Here is a 24,081-nt window from a genome sequence, read left to right on the forward strand (position 1 = left end):
GCTAAAAACCGTAGCGTAAACCTATCTGAAACTGGTAAGGATTACCTGAAGGTGTTACAATACCGGCATTGTTAACATTGTAATTAAATTTTTGGTTGGTGGCATCAAATGCAGGGTTTTGCAACGCATATAAGGCCTGCGAACCTAACGATTCGTTAACACCCCACGTTTTTTTGAAGATGTTGCCTACGTTAAATGCATCAACAGATAATTCGAAAGTATGGGTTTTGTAGAGTTTGAATTTTTTGGTCACCCTCACATCAACAATACCGTAAAATCCATTAATACCACCATTACGCTGTGCAATCTGGCCTGAGTATTTATTGATGTAATCTTTTAAACTCTGGCTGGCCAAAGGATTATCCAGAATAGCTTGTAAGCCATTACGCACATTGGTAGCAACATTTGGATTGTTCCTGTCGAAAATGAATGCCAGATCGTTAGTGCCTACAAAATCACCATTGGTATTGGCACCTGATAGTAAGCTATAACGCGTTCCACCAATGCCAGAGTAACGCACACCAATGTTAAAACCTGCCAAACTAGGTGATGTTGCGTAAAAAACGACTTTGTTTCTGAACTGGTTATCAGAATAGGTCATATTGCTTAAATTACGTGGATCATCTTTTACAGGTAACGATAAAGTTGATGTATTGGCAACGTTTCCGTTAAATGAAGTGTTATCTTTTGTATCATTATAGGTGTAACTTACAGTAACCTCGCCATCCCTGAAATACTGCCAGGTAGCATCAAGAACAACCGCAAACTGGTTCACCTTACCATCACTGTTCATTTCTAACACTCTACCAATTTTATCGCTAATGCGTCCCTTTTGCCAATCGGCTGCACCATTGGTAAGTGGGATACTCGCTAACGGAACATATACACCACGGTTGTCTTCATTCGATAACCTGAAATATGGATTAGCAACCATGTTGCGGTCTACATATACGTAGTTATTTCTACCTAAAGTTGCATAACCAGCAATACCTACCCTTAATTTTGGAGTGAAGAAGTGGCTATAAGATAAATTTGATTTATAAACAACCGGTACTTTAGCATCCTTACCATAAGTGTTGATCGTCGGGATTTGGTATTGGCTTAATGTTGGCGTGCTTGAAGGATCGTTTCTATAACCTGTTAAATAGGCTGTTGGTATGCCGACACGTGTATCAACGGTTCCGTAATGTTTACCATCAAAAGTTAAGTTGTTAATGGTAACATAGTTATTGATATCAGAAGCGAAGATACCTGCTCCTAAACGTACAAAGTCTGTTTTTTGCTCGTTAATATCCCAGGTAAACTGTGCACGGGGCTGGATAACGAACGATTTTAGCTTATTATCGGTACGTACACCCAATTCATCAAATACCAGCTGATTTAATGGTGATGAAGGATAGTGCGCATAATCTAAACGAATACCAGCAGTTAAATCTAAACCTTTAGCCAGCTTAGTCTGCATTTGGGCATAAATACCCGCATTAATAATGTTCGAACGGACACTTGGATCAGCCACTAAAGGTACTTCCCTAAAATAACGGTAAGCTGTTCCATTCTCATAATTATCAAAGTTAGGTACTTTGGTTGTTACTACAGGCGTTACCCCAGGAGCGCTGGTAATTACATCTTTTGTGCCGGCCTGAACATGGAAACGACCATTTACCTCGCTACCATATAAAGATTTGGCATGGGTGTACATAAAATCAACACCGAAAGTATATTTAATCTTGTCGGTATTATAATAAAGGTTATCTACAAATTGCAATACATTATTGGTAAAACCTTCCTGTGCGAAACGGTGCCCGCCCATTTCGATATTGGTTGCCCTGTTTGTACCGTTTATTACAGAAGTTACACCCTCTACAATTACACGTGGAATATTCGCTGAAGGTAATTGATCGCCAGGAGAACTTTTTTGGTAAGTGTATAAATGCTGAACTTTTAATTCGTTAGTTAATTTCGAATTGATTGATGTACGTAAAGTAGCCAATAAACTATTATCTACGTTTTTATCATTACCGGTTGATTCGTATAAGTTGATGGCTGTGTTATCTTCCAAACCTAATTTATTGCGATCGTTGGTATAATTGTCGCGAATGGTTAACAAGTTTTTCTCATCAATTTGCCAGTCTAAACGCGCAAAAGCTGCATCAGAACCTCTCTTTTTAGGGAATGAACCATATTGAGGAGAATTTGCGACACCATATTTAGAACGGGCAACCCCAACAAAATAATCCAAAGTAGAGCGGTTAATGTTGTAACGAAGCTCATCAGCCGGAGATTGAACATCAGCAATTAACAAGGGACGTGCATCGCGTTGATGATCCCAGGCTACAAAAAAGTGTAATTTATCCTTAATAATTGGTCCGCCCAAAGAGAAACCATATTGATAGGTAGAGAAATCTGCCTGACGTTTATTTCCCCTGATATCATACCCGCTTGATAACCAATCGGCACGGCCATAGGTAAATGCACTTCCGCTTAAAGTGTTGGTTCCTTGTTTGGTTACCGCACTTACCGTACCGCCACCGCTACGTCCATAAGTAACGTCGTATTGATTGGTTACGACCTTAAACTCACGTACAGCCTCGATTGAAATAGAATATGGTGCACCGCTGCGGCTGGTTGTACTTCCAGCCGATGTTGGGTTTTTTGCATTCATACCATCAATGGTATAATTGGTAGAAGATCCTAATTGTCCAGAGATATTACCGCCCCTGCTCAATGGAGATAAATCCATTAATGAGGTAAAATTACGCCCATTAACAGGCAACTGTGTAATCGCTTTTGCGGAAATGGCTGTAGCTGCGCCGATATTTTCGATTTTGTTTTTTAAGGTGGTGCCTACTACTTGTACGGCTTCTAAATCCTGAGAAGCTTCCTGCATATTGATGGAAACTTTTACCGCGTCGCCCTGATTTAAGTAATAACCACTTCTGGTTTGCTCACCAAAACCCACATAAACGGCTTTTATAGCATAAGGTCCGCCTAACGGAAGCTCCTTAAAAGTATACTCTCCCTGAGCATTGGTAGAGGTTTTAGTGGTAAAACCGGTCGAATTGTTCCGGATCTGTACTGAAACGCCAGGGATGGGTTTCTTTTGCTGATCGGTAATAATACCCGAAATGGATGCCTGCGTAGTTTGCGCAATAGCTGCATTATAAGTACAACACAGCAGTAGCAACACTGCAATAAGTAAATTTTTCATCATCTTTTGATTTTTTTGCTGTCATGAAGCTTGCCTGAACAGGTTATTTTTTGTGATTGCTCAAGCTAGTTTCGTCATGAATAGTTTTCTGATTTTATGACCACAAAGATGTTACTGCAGTGTTAAGCAAAATTGGATTCCGTATTATGAAATGGTTTAGAAATAGTTAGATTTTAGGTTTATTGTTAAAATAAAGTGCATGCTGCAAATTATTTAAACGCTTGATGTTAAGCTAATGTTAGGCGGGATATTGCCATTATTACAAAGTTTAATCTGTAGCAATGGAAAAGCGATACCAGGAATTGAAATTATATCAAAACTTTAAGGACTATTAACATAATCATAGGGCAGGTGTTCGGCTAATCTTCTGTCGCCCATGTTACCGGTCATCAGAATTGCATTGGGCAGGCAAAAACCTGATGGATCCAATTGCACCCCATCTTTATTGGTTAAGTATAAAAGGGTTTTTAATTCTACAACCCTGGTGGCTTGTTGAGCATTGCCAACGTGGGATCTGAACAAGCCCAGGTTGGCATCGAAACTGCGCCGGTATACTACCATTAAAGTGTCGCTAAATTTAAAAGTCATTTTATGATTTAGGCTGTCGTAAGCAAGATATTGGCGGTAATCAACTTGGGTGGTGTCCCATTTTAAAACATCATCCTGCAACAATATTTTTTTATAGTATGCTGCTGAGTCGCGGTTATCTGATAATTTTAGTAATTCATCCCCTTTTGCTCCTGCTGCCATTTTTTTGATCCGGTACAATTGTACTGTGCGGGATACACTTTCTTTTTTTAAATTTTTAACTGAATGATAACGGTATAATCTGAAGTTTTCACTTTCAAGCGTTTTGGAATACAGGCTTCGGTAAAAGTGCATTTTTGAGCCCAGGTAGTTGTTGCTTAAAATTAACTGCCGTCTCTTATCAATTTTATTAATGCCTTCGAAATACGCGGCTGAATTGTAATTCAATTCGTCGTCAACAATGTTGTAGGTAAAATCTTCAATATCGAGGTGGATAGTATAGTCTAATAAGGAGTTTTTAATTAAAATGGCTTTATCCGAATGGGCTTCTAAATAATGGTCCTGTTCATCGTAATAGAATTTAATGTCTTCCGGATTTAAGATTTTGAAGCTGCTGGTAATATGATTGTTTTTGCCCAGCAATAAACGGAAAAATAAATCACCCCATTTTTGCCAATTGTTCTTTCCACTACTTATCCTTACTTCCATAAGGTTATTGGCTTTTTCTTTTAAAAGCACAGTGTAAGATGAATTGCTCTCGGCTACGTTAACAATCGCCCGCTCATAGCCTACTGCCGATATCACCAGATCGTTGTATAACCTGGGGGCATATAGCTTAAATTGTCCTTTATCATTGGTAACCGAACCAATTTGGGTATTGTTAAAATATACGCTAGCATTGGTTATAGGTTTTCTGCTCTCCGCATCCAGAACCTTGCCCTGAAGCATCACCTGGGCAAAAAGGGAAGCCGGAACTGTAAAAAAGAATAAAATAAGAGTGAGGAATTTTAAGATAGATTGAGGTTTCATTTCTAAAGGCGTTAATAGAGCAATGGTTATTTTTAGATTGGAGAAAATTACTGAAGTAAAGTGAAAAAATTAATCAATTTTACAAAAAAAGACCGGGTTATATATTGGACAGGTGAAAGTACAATAAAAACGGCCGATATTTATTTATCGGCCGTTGTATTTTATGGAATAAACGGTTAACTACTTATTTCTTCTCAGCGGCATATTTATCGCTGAATTTTTTATCCAGTTGTTTGTGCAGGTTATCGAGATTGATATCTCTACCCTGGATAAAAGCCTGTTCTACCTTATTGGTGCGCATATCCAATGCATCGCCGGCAGAGATAAAGAAAGTGGCATCTTTACCAGCTTCTATACTACCCGCAGTTTTATCAATACCCATGGCTTTTGCTGCGTTTAAGGTAATGGTTGATAAAGCCTTTTCTTTATCCAGCCCCCAGGCCGTAACCGTGCCCGCCATAAAAGGCAGGTTGCGTTGCTGCCAGTAACCATCAATACTCAATACTACATTTAAACCTGCATTGGCTAATACAGCCGCATTTTTATAAGGCATATTTACATCATCATCATTGTTGTTGGGTAAAGCATGTGGCTGTTTTACCACTAAAGTAATGTTGTTGTCTTTAAGAAAATCGATAATCAGGTAAGCTTCATCTGCGCCGGTGATTACTGGTGTAATGCCAAATTTTTTGGCGAAATTAACCGCTGCAACAATATCTTTCTGACTGTCGGCCGCAATAAACAATTTCTCGCTACCTGCAAATACCTTTTTCATGGCTTCGAAACGGGTATTGATTACCTCTGGCTTGCCCATTTCCGAATAAGCTTTAGCTTCAGCAAAAAAAGAAGTTAATTGTGCAATGGCGGCCTGTGTTCTTTCGGCTAAGGCTTCGGGCGATTGCTGCGGACGGCCGAAACCACCAAAACCGCCTCTGAAGCGTGGAGTAACCGGCCAGGTAACGTGCATGGCATCGTCGGTTTTAATTACGGCATCTTCCCAGTTCCAGGCATCAAGCTGTACTACGGACGAGCTGCCCGAAACCGTTCCGCCCTGCGGGGTTGGCTGTGCCATTAAAATTCCGTTGCTGCGCAAAGTAGCCGGAACCTTCGAATCAGTATTGTAGGCTACAATAGAACGGATATGTGAATTAAAATCACCTATTTCCTGAAAATCCAAAGTTGCTTTTACAGCTTCAATTTCTGTTAAACCCAGGTTAGTGGTGGCGGCAATAAAACCAGGATAAATATGTTTCCCTGTAGCTACAATCCGAAGCACATCGTCCTGTGGTACCTGTCCGTTGGCCGTAACCGAAATAATTTTTCCGTTGCCAAAAAGAATGGTGCCGTTTTCGATCACTGTTCCATTGCCCACATGTACAGTTGCACCAGTAATGGCAATGGTTTTACTTTGTTTTTTAGCTGGCGAAATGTTTGCCTGTGCAAGGCATATCAGGCTTGTTGCCGATAAAGCCAGACTGAATATATATCTTTTCATCGCGTTTTTATATTTTTCAAATGCATTCAAACTATCGTAGGCCTGTAAATTGTAATTGGACGGCTCATGATGGTTTTAATATGCATGTTCTTTTTCGGTTAATTCTGCTGAATAGTTTTCTAAAGTTTCGCAATTGTATAAACGCGGGGCATCACCCATTGGGCGCTGCATGCGGCCACCTTTGCTCTTGCTTTCTAACATTTTTTGGATCAAACGGGCTTTTTCTACCTGTTGTGCTTTGATCATCTGGGCATCTTTATCGATGTCCCAATACGCGATACCATCTACAAAGGTCTTTTCTGCTTTGGCATAAATAGAAAGCGGGTTGGCTGTCCAGATTACCACATCGGCATCTTTACCTGGTTTCAAACTTCCTACTTTATCATCAATGTGCAGCATCCTGGCAGGATTAAGCGTTACGAATTTCAGGGCATCTTCTTCCGGAACGTTACCGTATAAAACCGATTTTCCGGCTTCCTGGTTTAAGTGACGGGCCATTTCTGCATCATCAGAGTTGAAAGCAGTGGTAATGCCCACATTGTGCATAATTTTTCCGTTATAAGGAATTGCTTCGGCTACTTCGTTCTTATAAGCCCACCAATCAGAGAAAGTTGAACCAGCAATGCCATGCGCCTTCATTTTGTCGGCCACTTTATAGCCTTCTAAAATGTGTGTAAAAGTGTTGATTTTAAAGCCCAGGCTATCAGCTACGTGAATCAGCATGTTGATTTCGCTCTGCACATAAGAGTGGCAGGTGATGAAACGCTTGTTGTTTAAAATTTCAACAATAGCATCTAACTCTAAATCGCGGCGTACACTATTACCTTTTACGGATAGGGCTTTCGCGTATTCTTTTGCACGGGTAAATTCATCTACAAAAGTTTGCTCAACACCCATACGCGTAACAGGGAAACGGGCACCTGTACCAAAATTACTTTGTTTAACGTTTTCGCCCAATGCGAATTTGATAAAACCATCGGCTCCTGCGAATTTTAATTCTTCAGGAGATTTGCCCCAGCGTAATTTGATCAACTGCGATTGTCCGCCAATCGGATTTGCAGAACCGTGTAGAATATGTGAAGTGGTAACCCCTCCGGCCAATTGGCGGTAAATGTTTACATCTTCAGAGTTGATAATATCGGCAACACGTACTTCTGCTGAAACGGATTGCGCACCCTCATTAATTCCTCCCGAGCCGGCAATGTGCGAGTGCTCATCGATAATACCGGCAGTAACATGCTTACCGGTAGCATCGATCACTTTGGCCCCGTTTGCAGAAAGGTTTTTGCCAACAGCTTTAATTTTCCCATTTTCTAAAAGTACATCGGCATTTTGAAGGATGCCGTCTTTTTCGTTCGTCCAAACGGTACCGTTTTTAATCAGCACGGTTTCTTGTTTAGGCAGTTCAGCACTGCCGAAAGCCGAAAAAGGATAAATGACCTGACCTAGGGCTAAAGTAGCTTTAGGTTCGTCTTTTTTAGGGGTTTCTTTCGCGGCCTCTTTATAAGTGGCGGTAAACTTTCCGGTAGTGGCATCAGCCAATGCCGATTCGCCTTTAATCGTAACCGGATTTGCCGAAGTAAGGTAGCCGCTTAAACGGATATCGCCTTTTGGATTTTTCTTTAAGTTAAAATTGATGCTGATCCAATCGCCGTTTCTGGTAAAATTGGCGGTTGTTTTTACGCTGTCTGCACCAACTCTTTCAATCGCCGCGGTAGATCCGCCGCCGGTTCCGGTAATTTTTAGGGTTAAGGCACCAACACCGTCAACAGTTAAATTGTAAGTGCCACGTATATCGCTTACGTCCATTTTGTTTACCACAAAACGTTTGCCCTGTACCCAGTTTTCGAAAATGATGTTTCCGTTTTTAAACAGGTTATCAGATGAGATTAAAAAGTTGGCAACTTTGCCCTTTTCTAACGAACCGACCTTATCGCTGATGCCCAAAAGGGAAGCAGGGATTTCGGTAACCGATTGTAATGCCTGTTTTTCGCTTAACCCATTTTCGATTGCGGTTCGGATATTTGCCCAAAAATCGCGGCTGTTCTCCAGACCGAAAGCTGTTAGTGCAAATTTAATCCCTGCTTTTTCAAGTGCTGCAGGATTTGTAGGTGCCAGTTCCCAGCCTTTCATCTGCGATAAACTTACGTTCCTGGCTTCCGCAGGGTCTTCTACATCATAAGCTTTAGGGAAAGTTAATGGAATAATTAAACTTGCTCCTGTTGCTTTAACTTCATTAATACGCTGGTATTCATCGCCGGTTGATTTGATGATGTATTTTTTGCCAAACTCTTTGCCGATCTTATCCGCACGGAGTACATTCTGCCATCCGTCTACTTCAAAAATCTGCGGGATATTCTGCTGTTTACCGAATTCATCTAAAGAAATGTTGTATTCCTCTTTTTGTTTGGCATACCATTGTGCATCGTAATAGGTTTGGCGCAATAAAGCAATAGAACCCATTAACGAGGTAGGGTAATCGTTCGAGGAAGTCCCTTTGTTAAAAGAATAATTGGCTGCGCTCTGATCTTTCAGGATCACGCTGTTATCTGCACCTTCGTTTAAGGTAACGGCTGCAGAAACCCCTCGGGCAATACCATCGCGGTTAATCACATTTACGCTTCCAAAACCAACCTTGCGCAATTCGTCTGCTTTTTTACTATCGGTTGAGAAAATGTTTTTTACATAAGTTTCCGGTCTGATCGCTTCATTCCAGCCATAAGCACCTTTTTTGGTCGAAACAAAAATAGACTGACGCTGACCGCCAAAGCCACGCTGCGTTGCAGGTGTTTCGCTAAGGCCATAACTGGTAAAGGCATCAACAAGCGATGGATAAATAAATTTTCCTTTTAAATCAATCACCACATAACCTTTAGGAACGGCTAAGCCTGCCCCAACGGCCTGAATGGTTTGTCCTTTAATTAAGAGGGTAGCATTGCTAAGGGTTTGGTTGGCATTCACTACTATTGTTGCGTTTGTGAAGGCAAACATTCCAGGCCTGGTATCAAAAGAGCCATTAACCGGAAAGGTGGTTTGCTGTGCAAACAGAAATGTAGTAGAAATTACCAGCCCAATGGCGAGTAAAATTTTCTTCATAATAAGTTTTAGGGTTTAAATTGTTTAAAACTAATATAAATTAGGCTTCATTCTGTTGGATAACCTATTTTTTACAATAATTACCTATTTTTGAAACACAGAAATTTATAGATATGAACGATATTTTAAAAAGCGCACATTCAGGATGGCGTTATGTAGTATTTCTTTTATTGGTTATTGCGGTTATTAAAGCGCTATCGGGCTGGTTTGGCAACAAAACCTATACAGAAGGCGACCGGAAACTTAATGTTTTCACTTTAATCAGCGCGCACATTCAGCTGTTGATCGGATTAGTGCTTTATTTTAGCGAAGGCTGGTATAAATTAAGCAGTGCAGGCGCACCGGCGGTACGCTATTTTAAAATGGAACATACCAGTATGATGATTATCGCCATTATCCTGATTACCGTGGGTAATGCGAAATCGAAAAAAGTGGCTGACGCTGTTGCCAAACACCGCACCATTGCTGTTTTCTTCGGGCTGGCCCTGATTCTTATCATTGTAACCCTGTTACTAATGGTTAAGGATGTTCCGGGAAGATCTTTCTTTGGGGTATCTTAGTTCATCCGGTTGATTGCCTTTATGGTATTTTTATAAATTAAATCCTGCCCTTTACAGGGTGGGATTTTTTGTATACTCACTCAATACAACAGCAATTTTGGCTCTTGCAGCTTTATGCAGAGAGGAGAGCCAATCTATATGCCTTAAGGGGTAAAAAAAGCACTATTACCAACTTTGCGGCTAAAGAACTATTTGTTTAAATTATTTTTATAAATATTTCGCGTTTTCAAAATTCTTTATATTTTTGTGTCTAATGATCAACAATATACATACATGGCTTTGGCAAAGTAATTCGAAAACGGATTGCGCTGGCTGCGTATGAAAGAAATATAGTTTATCAACCTAAACCTTATTAAAGAACCATTAAAGCCCGGCGTAGAACCACACGCCGGGCTTTTTATTGTTAAATAAAATACAAAAATAGAAACCATAAGCCTTATACCATTTTAGCTTTATCATGTATAAAATAAATACCACTTACAAAAAAATGCTTGCTGATACCACTACCCCTGTGAGCATTTATTTACGCTTACGTGATGTGTACCCGAACAGTATCTTATTGGAAAGTTCAGATTACCACAGTAGAGAAAACTCCATGAGTTTCGTTTGTGCCGATCCTGTTGCCGGAATTATCCTGAAGGGATCGCGCCTGGAAACTTATTTTCCAGATGGGACGGTAGAAATTACCGAAAGTAAAAACCTGATTGATGAGATCGCTGATTTTAAAGACAAATTCAAAGAAACCGAATTGCCTGAAATCAAATTTATCTCGAGTGGATTATTCGGTTATTTTACCTGGAACGCTGTACAGCATTTCGAGGATATTAAGTTTATTTCCGAAACACCGGAAGGAGAAGAGATTCCGGAGATGCAGTACCATTTATATCGTTACATCATCGCTATTGATCACTTTAAAAACGAAATTACCCTTTTCAAAAATACTTTCGAGGGCGAAGAGGAAGGCGGATTGGAGAAAATGGAGTACCTGATTCAAAATAAAAATTACCCTGAATATAAATTCCAGAAGAGAGGAAAAGAATCTTCAAATTTAACCGATCAGGGTTTTATGGACCTGGTAGCAAAATTACAGAAGCACATTTACCGTGGTGATGTTTTCCAGATTGTGCCCTCAAGAGCATTTAAACAGGCATTTTCGGGTGATGAATTTAACGTATACCGTTGTTTACGTTCCATTAACCCTTCACCTTATCTGTTTTACTTCGATTACGGCAATTTCAAATTATTTGGTTCCTCGCCGGAGGCACAGATTACCATCAAAAATAATTCGGCAAACATTTTCCCGATCGCCGGAACCTTTAAGCGCAGCGGAAACGATATCGAAGATGCAGAACAGGCACGTAAACTGGAGCAGGATCCTAAAGAAAGTGCTGAACATGTAATGTTGGTCGACCTGGCCAGAAACGACTTAAGCAGGCACTGTAACCGGGTAGAAGTGAAATCTTTTAAAGAAGTACAATACTATTCACACCTGATTCACCTGGTAAGTAAAGTGAGCGGACACCTGCAGGAAAATGTAAGTGCTTTTAAAGTGGTTGCCGATACTTACCCGGCAGGTACTTTAAGTGGCGCGCCAAAATATAAAGCCATGCAGCTGATTGATGAAAACGAAAAACTGGGCCGGAATTTCTATGCAGGTGCTATCGGTTTTATGGGCTTTAACGAAGATTTTAACCATGCCATCATGATCAGGACCTTTATGAGCAAGAACAACGAACTGCATTACCGCGCGGGGGCAGGTATTGTTGCAGATTCAGTGCCTGAAACAGAAATGCAGGAAGTGAACAATAAAATTGCCGCATTGCGTAAGGCGGTGGAAATGGCAGAAGGAATATAGTTGGGCATTAAGAGTTTTTAGTTTGGAGCAAAATCCACAAGTAAGAAATACAATGGAGAAAAATATAAATAATACTCCCCCTTCAGGGGGCAAGGGGGTGGTTCTGGTAATCGATAACTACGACAGTTTTACCTACAATTTGGTACACCTCATTAATGAAGTGGGTTATGAGGCCGAAGTTTGGAGAAATGATAAGTTCGATCTGGCTGATGTAGAAAAGTACGATAAAATTTTACTTTCTCCGGGGCCAGGTATTCCGGAAGAAGCCGGCTTACTGTTAGATGTAATCAGAACTTATGCGCCAACCAAAAGCATTTTTGGTGTATGTTTAGGGCAACAGGCCATTGCCGAAGTTTTTGGGGGGACTTTATTAAACCTGGGCAGGCCGATGCATGGAATTGCCACCCCGGTAACGGTTGTAGATGGAGATGAACCATTGTTTTGGGAATGTCCGCAAACCATAAATGTTGGGCGTTACCACAGTTGGGTGGTGAGTAAGGAGAACTTCCCTTCGTGTTTAAAAATTACGGCAAGAGATCACAAAAGTGAAATTATGGCTTTGAGGCACGAAACATTGGATGTCAGAGGGGTACAGTTCCATCCGGAAAGCGTACTTACCGAATATGGTAAGCAGATGATGACCAATTGGTTAACGTCGACCCTCTAACACTTATTCATCCGGTCGTCATCCTGAACTTGTTTCAGGATCTTACTGGGATTAGTTAAATTTTAGATAAGGGTATATCGTTGAGCTTTTTTCTCAATATGAGCCTGTCGAAACGCTTCTTAAGTAGTTAATAAAAGCCCTTCGACAAGCTCAGGATGACAATTTATATTTATAATGCACCCTCATGATAGATTGATATAATGAATATTTTAGATAAAATCGTATTACGTAAAAAAGAAGAAGTCGCGGCGGCCAAGGCTTTGGTTTCTGTGCAGGATTTAGAAAGTTCGGTACATTTTAACAGAACACCTTATATTTTTAAAGACTTCTTATTGGCCAAAGATCGTACAGGCATTATTGCCGAATTCAAGCGCCGATCGCCTTCAAAAGGGTTAATTAATGGGGTAGCAGATGTAGCTGAAGTTACACAGGCCTACAATGCTGCAGGAGCATCTGCGCTTTCGGTTTTAACTGATGTTGATTTTTTTGGAGGCAAAACCGACGATATTCTGGCTGCCCGGGCAGTAAATAATATTCCGATCTTAAGAAAAGATTTCATGATCGACGAATACCAGATTCTGGAAGCAAAAGCCTGGGGAGCAGATATTATTTTATTGATTGCCTCTATCTTAACTCCGCAACAGATTAACGACTTCGGTAAGTTTGCACATAATTTGGGCTTAAATGTACTTTTAGAGGTTCATAACCTCGAAGAACTGGAAAGGAGCATCTGCCCGAACCTGGATGCTATTGGGGTAAATAATAGAAACCTTGGCGATTTTACGGTTGATATCCAGACCTCTTTCAGCCTGGTGAACAAAATTCCGGATGAGTTTTTAAAGATTTCAGAAAGTGCCATCAGTAACCCGCAAACTATTAGGGAGTTAAAAGCTGCAGGCTTTAATGGGTTCCTGATCGGTGAGAATTTCATGAAAACCGATCGCCCGGGAACTGCCATTAAAGAATTTGTAGCGCAGATATAAATGTTTACAAATCTCGCAGGTTTCGCGGGCCTGCTAGGTTTGAACTAACAGATTTACGTTATCAAATTTCGTATCTTTGCACCAATTACATGGGAAAACAAAAATTTTATGATACTGCCATTGTGCAGGAAAGGGTAATTTTAGTTGGAGTGGTTACTCCTGGCGAAAAAGAAGCCCAAACAAAGGAATATTTAGATGAGCTGGCCTTTTTGGTTGATACAGCTGGTGGGAAGGTGGAAAAAGTTTTTACCCAGAAAATGTTAAAACCAGACCGTGCCACATTTGTTGGTACGGGTAAGCTCGAAGAAATTAAAGCTTACGTAAAATCAGAAGAGATTGATGTGGTTGTTTTTGATGACGAATTATCGCCTTCGCAACTGCGTAATATCGACCGTGAGCTTGGTGTGAAAGTGTTGGATAGAAGTAATTTAATTCTCGATATTTTTGCCAACAGGGCCCAAACGGCACAGGCAAAAACACAGGTAGAACTGGCACAGTTACAATACGTTTTGCCACGCTTAACCGGTATGTGGACCCACTTGGAACGCCAGAAGGGTGGTATTGGGATGCGTGGTCCGGGTGAAACACAGATTGAGAGTGACAGGCGTATCATTTTAAATAAAATCTCTTTGTTAAAAGAGCGTTTAAGAAATATCGACCGTCAGAACGAAACACAGCGTAAAAACCGGGGGCAGTTAATCCGTGTGGCCTTAGTTGGCTATACCAACGTAGGTAAATCGACTATTATGAACATGCTTTCCAAATCGGAAGTATTTGCAGAAAATAAGTTGTTTGCAACTTTGGATACGACTGTTCGTAAAGTAGTGATCGAGAACTTGCCTTTCCTGCTTTCGGATACTGTTGGGTTTATCCGCAAATTGCCTCACCATTTAGTAGAATGTTTTAAATCTACTCTAGACGAGGTGCGCGAGGCCGATTTGTTGGTTCATGTGGTTGATGTTTCGCATCCCAACTTCGAAGACCAGATCAATACTGTTAACGAAACATTAAAAGATATCGGCGCAATTGATAAAGACATGATTTTGGTTTTTAATAAAATTGATGCCTATGTTTCGCCAGAGGTAGATAATGAAGAGGATGACGGCAAGCTCACTTTAGAAGACTTCAAAAAAAGCTGGATGAGCCACGATAAAGTACCTGTATTGTTTATATCGGCAACCCAAAAAGAAAACCTTGAAGAATTTAAAACGCTGTTGTATGATAAGGTAAAAGCTGCGCATGTAGCTAGGTACCCATATGATAGTAACCTTTTGTATTAATTGTTAGGAAAAGAATCTGGTAGATTAATAATCAATCACCAATTTTTAATGATCAAACCATAGCAATGGGCTTAGAAAGATGAGTAAATAATCAAAAATTGCTTTTTCAATTGAATTTGGTTGTTGTGATTTGTCATTAGCTATTGAGATTTTTTAATTATTGCATTAAATATCAGCATCAATTGATTTGCTTCACTGACTAAAAGTAATTTTGTAGGTTCCAGGTCTTTCTTATCTTCAATATCGATCAGATTAAGCCAGAGTTTGGTTTCTTTTGCTTCTTTTCTGCAAACTTTTAGCCGGTAAATAAAGTCAGCTTTGCTTAGTGCTTCATTGGCTTCGATGTAATTTGCAGATACCGAGCCGGAAGACCGGACAACCTGCTTAATGTCTTGAATATTAATGATGTTATGGGTACCTTTTTGCAGTAAGATCTAACAGATTGAGCGAACAAGAAAGTTCTTTCTTCAAGATTAAAATTTGTTCCGTTGCTCATTAATTAAATATAAGTATTTTTACAAAAAACTAAAGGGATTTAATTGTCCCGAGGATAGCATTTTAATATTATTATCTTTTTCCTTTAGCAGATTTATTATGGTCTGATAATTGACTATTGATAATTTTAAAACCTTATCAATTTAATTTAAAAGACCCTGTAGGGTCTGATAATTAATTATTGGTAATTGATAATTATAACATTATGGAAAGTAAACGTCAGCAGAAATTTGCAGGAGTATTACAAGAGGAGTTGGCCCAGGTTTTTCAGCGCGAAGGAGCTGCATTTTTGCCCAACACATTGGTAACCATTACCCGTGTTAGGGTTTCACCAGATTTAGCCGTCGCTAAGGTTTACCTGAGCTTTCTCAATACCAACAATACCACGCTTTCAATCAATACGGTTAATGCCCATGCCGGGGAGATCAGGTATAAACTTGGCAGTCGTATCCGCCACCAGGTGAGGGTGGTGCCAGAGCTTACTTTCTTTGTGGACGATACCAATGAATATGTAGAACGGATGGACCATCTTTTCGATAAGATTGCAAAAGAACCCAGGCAAAAAGACGAAGACAGCGAATAATTTTTGTGAGGAAGCTAAGGGAACCCGTTAATTTCTTCACACACTTCATCCCGGCATTAATTACAGTTCCGGCAGGCTACCTATTGCTTCAAAAGTGCCATAGCCCCATCGAATTTACGGCTGCGTGGATTTACAGCATCGGAACCTTTATTCTTTTTGGAGTAAGTGCCATGTACCACGGTTATCCTGCTACCGATTATGGGGTCCGTTTCTGGCAGAAATTTGATCACTGCTGCATTTATTTAATGATTGCAGGCTCTTACACGCCAACAGCCTTACTGGTTTTTGAGGGCTGGCTGCGCTGGAGCCTGTTCACTATTGTGTGGATTATTGCCCTTGTAGGTTGCCTGCTTAAAATCTTTAACCGGTTAAAAAGTACGGCCATATCCTTATCCATTTATATTTTAATGGGCTGCTTAATTGTTCCATTGCTACAGAAAATGCTGGTGGCTTTGCCTATCGGTGCAATTTTCTGGTTATTGTTCGGAGGCGTTTTTTATATCGGCGGAACTTATTATTATGCCAAAGATAAACAGCTGTTCAGATGGATGCACAGCCATGAATTATGGCACCTGTTTGTAATTGGCGGAGCGTTATCGCACTACATTTATAATTTCGTGTATATCTTTAAATAATTACAGATGCAAACTTTCGATCAGGTTATTCAATCAAATGCAGCATGGATCCAAAAAGTTGTTGATTTTGATGTAAAAAACGATCAGCTTCTGCCTCTGGACTTTACAGCCGCCAATACGGAATTAACAGACGAAATTTTAGATCATACCGACCTGTTTTCAGATTGGGTTAACGAAAAGCTGGCTAAAAACCATGCCCGTTACGGAATTGGCGGATATAACGAACACCGTACCATTTATTCGCGAAGTGCACATTTTGATACCGGAGAAGAACCCCGCAGGTTACATTTAGGTGTAGATATCTGGGGGCCGGCAGGAACTCCAATCTACAACTTCTACGATGCAACTGTGCAAAGTTTTGCCTATAACGATAATCTTGGCGATTATGGTGCTACCATCATTCTAACTTACGATATAAGTGGATATAAATTCAATGCCTTGTACGGTCATTTAAGTTTGGCTTCTTTAAAGGGATTGGATGAAGGTAGATTTATCCCCGCAGGAACAAAAATTGCAGAACTGGGCGCAAAAGAAGAAAACGGATCGTGGCCACCGCATCTTCATTTTCAATTGATCAAAGATATGGGAGGACTAAAAGGCGATTATCCCGGGGTGTGTAAGTTTAGCGAAAGGGAAAAGTATTTGGCCAATTGTCCCGACCCCAATTTAATTTTGAAGGTTAATTTTTCTTAGCTTTCTATCATGTCGTCACCCTGAATTTATTTCAGGATTTCTCATTGTTCTGTTTTTTTAAGATAAACAAATATTATTCTCAGGCGCCTGTTTTTAACCACAGAATAGCCAAAGGGAGACACAGCGCGCTGCGTTTTTATAACATAGCGATGCTGAAATAAATTCAGCATGACAACCGCATTAGTTTCGTGGCAAAACTTCTATTTCCTCTACGAAAATTTTTGCGTTCTCTGTGGTTAAACCTGAATAAACCGTAAATTAGTAAGATGAAAAACCTGTTCACCATTTGTTTACTTTTTTGCTGTTCGCTGGCAATGGCGCAGGTTCAGTTTAAATCAGGTAAAAATGGTTTTGCTGATTTTTTAAGAGATAATACGGTTTATCCCCGGTTTTCTAAAAATAACTGCGTTCAGGGTACAGTAAATGTAAGTTTTAAGCTTAATGAGCAGGGAAAGGTTTATTTTTCGAAAATAAGCAAGGGTATACTATCTGATCTTGATCAGGAAGCCCTGCGTTTAGTGCGGCTAAGCAGTGGTAAATGGCAGGTTCCGGCAGGTTACGATACTACTGTTTCTATTGTGGTTCCCGTTAATTTTGTGCTTTCGGGATATAACTGCGAGGGAAAATCGAACGAAGAGATGCAGGAGTCTATCAGAAGCTACCAGGCAGAAGAAGCCTTAACCAATTCAGTCATTAATTTTTATAAAAACATCGATCAGGCGAAACCTGGCCAGGAAGCCCAGATCATAGCCATTAAAAATCAATTGGGCATTGATGATGAGTACCTGGATGATCGGATAAAAATGGGCTTAAAAAAAATTAAGCAAGGTGATAAGCAGGGTGCCTGTGAAGATTTTACCTTTGTTAAATATATGGGTAGTAAAAAAGCTGATGAGTATTTAGCTCAATATTGTAAGTAGAATAAATTAATGAAAAATACGACCCGGTTTTTTGCTTTATTGGATATCATCAGCATTGCATTACTGGCCAAACAATTTTGGCAGATTTTAACGCATTTGAATGAAATCCCGGATCAGGTACTCTCACAGGCCAAGGTGGTTTTGTTATTGCCTTTATTTATATCACTATTTATTTCGGCGCTGGGCTTAATCCTATTCAAGAAATTCGGTTTCATCACCTATTATATCCAGTTTCCCTTCCGTTTAGTGGTTTGGGTTTTTTCTATAGGTTTTATTACCTATTTGCCTGAAATTTTAAACCTGGGCGATCGCTGGTTTGATATTTTATTCAAGATCTGTTTTATTGCTGAATTTTTCAGGTTATATTTCAGTGTTAAAATTCACCGCGCATCATTTTGATAAGACGGGTAAAATCACCGTGATGGCCGCAGGAAGAATGCTTGCTTCTACAGTATTCACCCTGCCGATGTATTCGCCATCAATCTGAAAATGTACCTGGTGTTTTGAAGAAATTTTTACCTCTGCCGTTTGGAACACTTCTATCTTTTTCGGGTTAAAAGGCAATTTTGTAATCCAGATTTTTAATATTTCGAGATACGAGTAATCCTTTACCAAAATTACTTCAAAAAGTTGATCATCTAATTTTCCATCAGGGTTAATTTTTAGTCCGGAGCCATACATGGTTGCGTTGGCAATGGCCACCATGGCTGCTTTAGAGGTAATGGTTTCGTCTTTAAGCTTCAGTTGTACGTCCATTCGGTGGTGGTTCCACAAGGCGTGCCAGGTTGCTTTTGCATAGCCCCACATGCCACGTTGGGGCAGCGTATCGAATTTCTTTACCAAATAGGCGTTAAAACCCAGATCGGACAAATGGATACAGATCTCATCGTTCAGTTTAACTACATGTATTTTCTGTAGCCTGCCTTCCTCTAAAAGCGATAAAGCGAGTTCAATATCAGTTGGTATGCCAAGTTCTTTCGCCATTCCATTCGCTGAGCCTGCCGGAACAATGCCAACGGGGATTTCGGTATTCAATAAACATTCTGCTACAAGTTTTAATGTGCCATCGCCACCAACGGCAACCACCCTGTTGGCATTTGAGCTGCTTATTTTTGCTTTTATTTTATCTAAAGAACAGTCTTTTGGCAGTTCGAAAAGATCTATTTCAATTTTTTTTGCATCGAAATGTGCAGAAATTACTTCTTTTAAGTTTATATCGTGATTGCCCGAGCCCGGATTGATGATGAACAGTAATTTCATTGTAGTTACCTGATGTTTATCTCACAAACAACTTTTAATAAACTCTGTTTTAATATGAATGAATAAATCTGTTAGTGTAAAAGTATATCATGGGTATGGCCATGCACATAATTTAGTTGTTTATGGCCATGTTTTTAAATATAGGGCAAAAGCACAACAGGTTTACAGCAACAATATCTTTCTTAATATTGTACATCTGTTAAAACTATTTATTTTAAAACCATACGCTTTTGTTGGCGTTCGTTTGCGGTTTTTTGATCAGATTATTGATAACAAAACCGAAAGTGATGGTTTTTTTAAATTCGAATGGAAGGCTGATCAGGATATCCCGGCCGGCTGGCATGATGTTAAAGTAGAAGCACTTAATGACGATGGAACTGTTTTAAATGCTGGCGAAGGTAAGGTTTATGTACCCCACATTACACAATATGCTTTCATCTCTGACGTGGATGATACCATTATGATTTCACATTCAGCAACCATTGGGAAGCGGCTGAGGGAGCTTTTTATTAAAAATCCACATACGCGCAAAACCTTTCCCGATGCAGCAGGTCATTATCAGCAATTGGCTTTATCTCATACCGATGCAGTACAGCCCAATCCCTTTTTTTACGTGAGCAGTAGCGAATGGAATTTGTATGATTATTTGCTAGAAACCTTTAAGTTTAACAAATTGCCCGATGGCGCTTTTCTATTAAACACCCTGAAAAGATGGAAAGACCTGGTTAAAACGGGTAAAACCGGACATGAAGGGAAATTATTGAGGGTGATGCGTATCCTGGATGCCTTTCCTAATCAGAAATTTGTGTTTTTTGGTGATAATTCGCAACAAGACCCCGAAATTTACAGCTCGATAGTAGAAAAATACCCTAAAAACATTGAAGCGCTTTATATCAGGAATATCCGGCCAGAAAAAGCCGCAGAAACCATGGTTTTGCTTAAGAAAGCGGAAGACAAGGGGGTTTGGACCTGTTTATTTAATGATAGTGGAGAAGCTATTGAACATTCCAAGTCAATAGGGTTAATACAATAGTTTGCTTTTCCAAAAAGATGGATACAGGTTTCTCCACTGCTGTCGTAATGATGAATCTACTCAGGTTTATTTAAATTAAGAAATTGACTTCCCAAATGGCGTAAAGGCCAGGTTCATGAGTTTAAAATGCTGGCGGCCGAACGGAATACCTATGATGGTAATGCAAAGCAAGATGCCGAAAAACAAATGGGTTAAGGCAATCCAAAAGCCACCGCAAAAAATCCAGATCAGATTCATGATGGTAGAGAGGCAACCCGTGTTTGATGAAGTGTCGGTTATTTTAACTCCAAAAGGCGCAAGGCCAACAATGGCAAATTTAAAACATTGGATACCAAAAGGAATGCCTATAATGGTTAGGCAAAGGATCAGTCCTCCGATAATATATTCGAAAAAAATAAAGATTCCGCCAAAAATAATCCAGATGATATTGCCTAAAAAGTTCATGGTCTTTGTTTAAGTTAAGATTTAAGAATTTGCTTTTTGTTACAGGTAAATCATGCATTCTTAATAGATTCTCCGTAATTTAGAATTACACACAAAAGAAACACAACATGAAAAAATTAATTTTTGCAGCGGCACTCACCGTCTGCTTTGGGCTATCGCGCGTTAAAGCCCAGAATGTAAACGGGGTAAAGCTGACCGATATTCACGTAGATTATATCCAGATCCGTGCAGTAAAAAGTTTTTTAACAGATAAACAATGGATTGCGCTTGAATATGGCCAAAAGGTAGATGATTATAGCGAAATGTATATCAGGGATGATAATGGAAAAAAAATCGAATTTAATTCAGCAATTGATGCTGTGAACAAAATGAAAGCCTACGGTTACGAGCTGTTTAGTGTTTACACCGAGCAGATAGACCAATCATCAAACAAGCCTGTATATGTGTTGAAAAGGAAATAATAAACAAGAAGTCAAGTTTTTTGCAGCAAGTTGGTTATTAAACTTGACTTCTTTGTACACCTATATAAAATCCAGGGTATTAAATTTCTTATTCAAAATATCGGCATTGTTTACATCCAGCCATTTATCCAGAATAGTGCCATAAACCTGCCTGAAATCCAATTGGTATTTTAAATCTCCGGTATCTAAATCACTTAGGTTGGGAGCAGCATTAAAAATACCCTGTTTCTTTAATTTTCCGCCAAAAACGAACATATTGTTTGCCGTTCCGTGGTCGGTTCCATTGCTTGCATTTTGTTCTACCCTGCGGCCAAACTCAGAGAAGGTAATGACTAAAGTATCATCTAGCTTATTGTTCGATTTTAAATCTTTTAAGAAAGCGGCCATCCCCTCGCTGTATTGTTTAAGCAGGTTTCCCTGTTGGCCAACCTGGTTCACATGGGTATCGAAACCACTTAACGAAACGTAATAAACCCTCGTTTTTAGTCCCGAAGAAATAAATTTTGAAACTGTTTTTAACTGGTTGGCAAAACCGGAGTTAGGGTAAGTTGATTTAGACTGGTAAATTTTCGACGTATTCTGAATATAACTGGCAGATGATGATGTTTCAATCATGGTTTTATACAAATAGCCTAAATTATCTTCATCTAAATGTTCCTTATCATTCTGCAACATGGCCTTAAAAAATGGATCGTTTGTATTGCGGAATAAAGCTGCGGGATCTTTTAATGCAATCCCTTTTTTGGTTTGACCTTTCATCGCTAAAGAAAGTGAATCGTCTACTTCTATTGCGGTATAAGGGAATTTGCAGGTTTGACAATTACTGTCTAAATAACGGCCAATCCACCCGGTTGATAAGAATTGATTGCTATCGCTGCCGGTTTGCCAAATATCCATCGAGCGGAAGTGCGAACGGTCGGGATTAGGATAACCAACCTCGTTAATAATCGTCATCCAGCCCTGATCATATATCTCCTGTAATGCAGCCATGTTAGGGTTTAAGCCCTGCATATCGTTTAGCTTAATTACCTCTTCGGGTTTAATGGCAATACTTTTTCTTTTTTGATAGTAAATGTCATTTCCAAAAGGAACAACAGTGTTTAGGCCATCATTTCCTCCGGAAAGCTGTACCACCACCAGGTTTTTGTAAAGGCTCAATTCATCAAGAGCCATGGCCTCAAGCGGTTTCATGAAAGCAGGAACGAATAGCGAACCTGCAGCAACGAATCCTGTATTTCTTAAAAAAGTTCTTCTGTTCATCTTGTTAGTAGTTAATGAGGTTTTTAGTGGTTCATTTGTCAATGGTTAATAGTTTTAATATTAATGGCCCGGATGTTTAGCAAAAAGGCTATCAACCATGAGCCGTTTAACCATTAACCCACGGCGTTTAGCACAATTGGTACTCTGGCATACTTGTAATCTCCACTGCGGTACTCCGTAGCCCCTTGTTATCACTTACCATGGTCGTAATTTTATCGTTTAATTTTGGCTGTAATAAAAACTGGGTGAGGGCCAATGGTGTTAAACCTTTTGGCAGCGTGTTTAAAAATTTAGGCCAGTCAACACTTGCATTTACGTACGATTTTGGTTTCATATTGGCATTTGCCTTGGTGGTAGCTGTCCGGCTTAGGGCTATTACAGCTTCGTCTTCAGGATCGGCTTTTCCACTAAAATCAATTTCCCCATCATTTAAAACAAGAGAAGGGATACGCATCCGCAGCATTAATGACGAACTGTCTATCCAACTTTGTCCACCCGGCCAGCCCGCTACGTTTGGCGGATTAAACAGATACTGACCTAAACTGCTCTGTAACTGGATTAAAACCTGTGGTTTATTGTAGGTAACATAAAACTCACGACTTAGACCCACCAAAAATTCGGTCGGCGATTTAATTTTTGTGCCTACATTTTCCGGGCTATAGAACCAATCGGAAGTAAACATTTTTTTCATCATCGAAGCGATGTCGTATTTCGAATTGTAAAAATGCGTGGCGAGTTCTTTAACATGTGCCTCATTTGGATTATCATTAACAAAGAACTTATATACTTTCCAGGCAATAAACTGTGCAGTTTCTGGTTTTTCGAGAATAATATCAATGATGTTTTCGCCTTCAAAATTCCCGATTTTGCCAAAGAAGCTTTTGGTTCCCGTATCGTGCAGGTTTTCCCTAAAAATAAAAGAACCATCTTTATCATACATCCAGCCGGTAAATGAGCGGGCAGATTCTTTAATGTCCTGCTCCGAATAATTTCCCCTTCCTAAAGTAAAAAGCTCCATCAGTTCGCGGGCAAAATTCTCATTTGGTTTCCCCTTTCTGTTCTGCTGATTATTCAGGTATTGCAGCATTGCAGGCGACTTCGAAACCTCAACCAGCAAGGTTTTAAAGCTCCCTAAGGCATTTTTTCTTTGGATGTTGTTCAGTTGCTGTGCAAAAAACGGGTTATTGCTGCGGCAGGCAAAATGTCCGTGCCAAAAGAGTGTCATCTTTTCTCTCAACGGGGCATCTGTGTTGATCATCTTGGTAATGAAGGCAATATTCAGATCGCGGCTTACTTCGTTTTGTTCGCTTATAATCTGCTGACGCATTTTCTTTTCATCATCGGTCAGGTCTTTTTTGGCATATAAGCCAGCCTGTACCAAAAGCTGTCGTCTTGATTCAAAATCGTTTACCAGGTTGATCGGATCGTCTTTTTGAGAATTTTTAAGCAAGTTATCTACCACTTTATCGAGATTTTTCCTGCTTAATTTTTGTAAGTCGGTATAAGAAATCCCAAAACCTGCCCTGTTGTAAAGATGTTTTACTTTTAAAAAATTATCTTTTGTGCTCATAATAGACTGTTTTACAGTATGACTTA

21 protein-coding genes are annotated in these 24,081 nt (G+C 39.7%); 12 read left to right on the forward strand and 9 right to left on the reverse strand.

The features are described 5' to 3' along the window. Position 1 precedes the first annotated feature (1 nt). From ACFSR6_RS10000 to ACFSR6_RS10015, 4 genes are all read right to left on the reverse strand, one after another. On the reverse strand, positions 2-3,211 hold the full coding sequence (locus tag ACFSR6_RS10000; protein WP_379078269.1) for a TonB-dependent receptor: 3,210 nt from the start codon (positions 3,209-3,211) through the stop codon (positions 2-4). Between the two features lie 318 nt (positions 3,212-3,529). Beyond that, complete coding sequence (locus ACFSR6_RS10005; RefSeq protein ID WP_379078271.1) at positions 3,530-4,765, reverse strand: carboxypeptidase-like regulatory domain-containing protein; 1,236 nt, start codon at positions 4,763-4,765, stop codon at positions 3,530-3,532. A gap of 184 nt (positions 4,766-4,949) precedes the next feature. Then, positions 4,950-6,260, reverse strand: a complete 1,311-nt coding sequence (locus ACFSR6_RS10010; RefSeq protein WP_379078273.1) for an amidohydrolase family protein — start codon at positions 6,258-6,260, stop codon at positions 4,950-4,952. Between the two features lie 75 nt (positions 6,261-6,335). Then, positions 6,336-9,356, reverse strand: coding sequence for an amidohydrolase family protein (locus tag ACFSR6_RS10015; protein WP_379078275.1), 3,021 nt, complete (start codon positions 9,354-9,356; stop codon positions 6,336-6,338). 113 nt (positions 9,357-9,469) lie between these two features. Between ACFSR6_RS10015 and ACFSR6_RS10020 the strand changes: the two genes are divergently transcribed. From ACFSR6_RS10020 to hflX, 5 genes are all read left to right on the forward strand, one after another. Further along, the gene (locus ACFSR6_RS10020; protein ID WP_379078277.1) at positions 9,470-9,916 is read left to right on the forward strand and encodes a cytochrome B; all 447 of its coding nucleotides are present in this window, start codon (positions 9,470-9,472) and stop codon (positions 9,914-9,916) included. 457 nt (positions 9,917-10,373) lie between these two features. Next, positions 10,374-11,771 (forward strand): anthranilate synthase component I family protein, encoded by a 1,398-nt coding sequence (locus ACFSR6_RS10025; RefSeq protein WP_379078279.1) that lies wholly within the window; start codon positions 10,374-10,376, stop codon positions 11,769-11,771. A gap of 52 nt (positions 11,772-11,823) precedes the next feature. After that, a complete protein-coding gene (locus ACFSR6_RS10030) occupies positions 11,824-12,438 on the forward strand; it encodes an anthranilate synthase component II (protein ID WP_379078281.1) in 615 nt (204 codons plus the stop codon). A 200-nt stretch (positions 12,439-12,638) separates the two neighbouring features. Continuing rightward, on the forward strand, positions 12,639-13,421 hold the full coding sequence (gene trpC, locus ACFSR6_RS10035) for an indole-3-glycerol phosphate synthase TrpC (protein ID WP_379078283.1): 783 nt from the start codon (positions 12,639-12,641) through the stop codon (positions 13,419-13,421). A gap of 89 nt (positions 13,422-13,510) precedes the next feature. Next, positions 13,511-14,701: a GTPase HflX gene (gene hflX, locus ACFSR6_RS10040; RefSeq protein WP_183766021.1), complete on the forward strand. Its 1,191-nt coding sequence runs from the start codon at positions 13,511-13,513 to the stop codon at positions 14,699-14,701. A gap of 140 nt (positions 14,702-14,841) precedes the next feature. Here hflX and ACFSR6_RS10045 read toward each other — a convergent pair whose 3' ends face one another. Beyond that, entirely contained in the window at positions 14,842-15,135 is a 294-nt protein-coding gene (locus ACFSR6_RS10045; protein ID WP_379078736.1) for a four helix bundle protein, read from the reverse strand. A gap of 266 nt (positions 15,136-15,401) precedes the next feature. On the opposite strand from ACFSR6_RS10045, the gene rbfA reads away from it, so the two are divergent. From rbfA to ACFSR6_RS10070, 5 genes are all read left to right on the forward strand, one after another. Beyond that, positions 15,402-15,779 (forward strand): 30S ribosome-binding factor RbfA, encoded by a 378-nt coding sequence (gene rbfA / locus ACFSR6_RS10050; protein WP_147227499.1) that lies wholly within the window; start codon positions 15,402-15,404, stop codon positions 15,777-15,779. A 5-nt stretch (positions 15,780-15,784) separates the two neighbouring features. Further along, positions 15,785-16,414, forward strand: coding sequence for a PAQR family membrane homeostasis protein TrhA (gene trhA, locus ACFSR6_RS10055; RefSeq protein ID WP_379078285.1), 630 nt, complete (start codon positions 15,785-15,787; stop codon positions 16,412-16,414). Between the two features lie 6 nt (positions 16,415-16,420). Next, on the forward strand, positions 16,421-17,107 hold the full coding sequence (locus tag ACFSR6_RS10060; protein WP_379078287.1) for a peptidoglycan DD-metalloendopeptidase family protein: 687 nt from the start codon (positions 16,421-16,423) through the stop codon (positions 17,105-17,107). 266 nt (positions 17,108-17,373) lie between these two features. Beyond that, positions 17,374-18,027 carry a TonB family protein gene (locus tag ACFSR6_RS10065; RefSeq protein WP_379078289.1) on the forward strand — a complete coding sequence of 218 codons (654 nt, stop codon included), beginning with the start codon at positions 17,374-17,376 and terminating at the stop codon, positions 18,025-18,027. A gap of 9 nt (positions 18,028-18,036) precedes the next feature. Further along, positions 18,037-18,426 (forward strand): hypothetical protein, encoded by a 390-nt coding sequence (locus tag ACFSR6_RS10070; protein WP_379078291.1) that lies wholly within the window; start codon positions 18,037-18,039, stop codon positions 18,424-18,426. On the opposite strand, the gene ACFSR6_RS10075 is transcribed toward ACFSR6_RS10070, so the two are convergent. Continuing rightward, on the reverse strand, positions 18,418-19,287 hold the full coding sequence (locus ACFSR6_RS10075) for a diacylglycerol/lipid kinase family protein (protein ID WP_379078293.1): 870 nt from the start codon (positions 19,285-19,287) through the stop codon (positions 18,418-18,420). The genes ACFSR6_RS10070 and ACFSR6_RS10075 overlap by 9 nt on opposite strands. Positions 19,288-19,345: 58 nt before the next feature. Here ACFSR6_RS10075 and ACFSR6_RS10080 point away from each other — a divergent pair, with 58 nt between their 5' ends. After that, a complete protein-coding gene (locus tag ACFSR6_RS10080) occupies positions 19,346-20,320 on the forward strand; it encodes an App1 family protein (protein ID WP_379078295.1) in 975 nt (324 codons plus the stop codon). A gap of 75 nt (positions 20,321-20,395) precedes the next feature. Here ACFSR6_RS10080 and ACFSR6_RS10085 read toward each other — a convergent pair whose 3' ends face one another. Then, on the reverse strand, positions 20,396-20,764 hold the full coding sequence (locus ACFSR6_RS10085; RefSeq protein WP_183766007.1) for a YccF domain-containing protein: 369 nt from the start codon (positions 20,762-20,764) through the stop codon (positions 20,396-20,398). 107 nt (positions 20,765-20,871) lie between these two features. On the opposite strand from ACFSR6_RS10085, the gene ACFSR6_RS10090 reads away from it, so the two are divergent. Continuing rightward, on the forward strand, positions 20,872-21,225 hold the full coding sequence (locus tag ACFSR6_RS10090; protein ID WP_379078297.1) for a hypothetical protein: 354 nt from the start codon (positions 20,872-20,874) through the stop codon (positions 21,223-21,225). Between the two features lie 60 nt (positions 21,226-21,285). Here the strand turns inward: ACFSR6_RS10090 and ACFSR6_RS10095 are convergent, their stop codons facing one another. Together ACFSR6_RS10095 and ACFSR6_RS10100 are read right to left on the reverse strand one after the other, a co-directional pair. Next, positions 21,286-22,485, reverse strand: coding sequence for a DUF1501 domain-containing protein (locus ACFSR6_RS10095; protein WP_379078299.1), 1,200 nt, complete (start codon positions 22,483-22,485; stop codon positions 21,286-21,288). A gap of 127 nt (positions 22,486-22,612) precedes the next feature. Beyond that, positions 22,613-24,055: a DUF1800 domain-containing protein gene (locus ACFSR6_RS10100; RefSeq protein ID WP_379078301.1), complete on the reverse strand. Its 1,443-nt coding sequence runs from the start codon at positions 24,053-24,055 to the stop codon at positions 22,613-22,615. Between the last annotated feature and the right edge of the window lie 26 nt (positions 24,056-24,081).

It is taken from the genome of Pedobacter vanadiisoli (assembly GCF_042684385.1).
In the GTDB taxonomy this organism is placed as follows: Bacteria; Bacteroidota; Bacteroidia; order Sphingobacteriales; family Sphingobacteriaceae; genus Pedobacter; species Pedobacter vanadiisoli.

Coding starts and splice junctions, on each gene's coding strand:
- ACFSR6_RS10000 (WP_379078269.1), bottom strand. CDS start 3,211: ATGATGAAAAATTTACTTATTGCAGTGTTGCTACTGCTGTGTTGTACT.
- ACFSR6_RS10005 (WP_379078271.1), bottom strand. CDS start 4,765: ATGAAACCTCAATCTATCTTAAAATTCCTCACTCTTATTTTATTCTTT.
- ACFSR6_RS10010 (WP_379078273.1), bottom strand. CDS start 6,260: ATGAAAAGATATATATTCAGTCTGGCTTTATCGGCAACAAGCCTGATA.
- ACFSR6_RS10015 (WP_379078275.1), bottom strand. CDS start 9,356: ATGAAGAAAATTTTACTCGCCATTGGGCTGGTAATTTCTACTACATTT.
- ACFSR6_RS10020 (WP_379078277.1), top strand. CDS start 9,470: ATGAACGATATTTTAAAAAGCGCACATTCAGGATGGCGTTATGTAGTA.
- ACFSR6_RS10025 (WP_379078279.1), top strand. CDS start 10,374: ATGTATAAAATAAATACCACTTACAAAAAAATGCTTGCTGATACCACT.
- ACFSR6_RS10030 (WP_379078281.1), top strand. CDS start 11,824: ATGGAGAAAAATATAAATAATACTCCCCCTTCAGGGGGCAAGGGGGTG.
- trpC (WP_379078283.1), top strand. CDS start 12,639: ATGAATATTTTAGATAAAATCGTATTACGTAAAAAAGAAGAAGTCGCG.
- hflX (WP_183766021.1), top strand. CDS start 13,511: ATGGGAAAACAAAAATTTTATGATACTGCCATTGTGCAGGAAAGGGTA.
- rbfA (WP_147227499.1), top strand. CDS start 15,402: ATGGAAAGTAAACGTCAGCAGAAATTTGCAGGAGTATTACAAGAGGAG.
- ACFSR6_RS10060 (WP_379078287.1), top strand. CDS start 16,421: ATGCAAACTTTCGATCAGGTTATTCAATCAAATGCAGCATGGATCCAA.
- ACFSR6_RS10065 (WP_379078289.1), top strand. CDS start 17,374: ATGAAAAACCTGTTCACCATTTGTTTACTTTTTTGCTGTTCGCTGGCA.
- ACFSR6_RS10070 (WP_379078291.1), top strand. CDS start 18,037: ATGAAAAATACGACCCGGTTTTTTGCTTTATTGGATATCATCAGCATT.
- ACFSR6_RS10075 (WP_379078293.1), bottom strand. CDS start 19,287: ATGAAATTACTGTTCATCATCAATCCGGGCTCGGGCAATCACGATATA.
- ACFSR6_RS10080 (WP_379078295.1), top strand. CDS start 19,346: ATGAATAAATCTGTTAGTGTAAAAGTATATCATGGGTATGGCCATGCA.
- ACFSR6_RS10085 (WP_183766007.1), bottom strand. CDS start 20,764: ATGAACTTTTTAGGCAATATCATCTGGATTATTTTTGGCGGAATCTTT.
- ACFSR6_RS10090 (WP_379078297.1), top strand. CDS start 20,872: ATGAAAAAATTAATTTTTGCAGCGGCACTCACCGTCTGCTTTGGGCTA.
- ACFSR6_RS10095 (WP_379078299.1), bottom strand. CDS start 22,485: ATGAACAGAAGAACTTTTTTAAGAAATACAGGATTCGTTGCTGCAGGT.
- ACFSR6_RS10100 (WP_379078301.1), bottom strand. CDS start 24,055: ATGAGCACAAAAGATAATTTTTTAAAAGTAAAACATCTTTACAACAGG.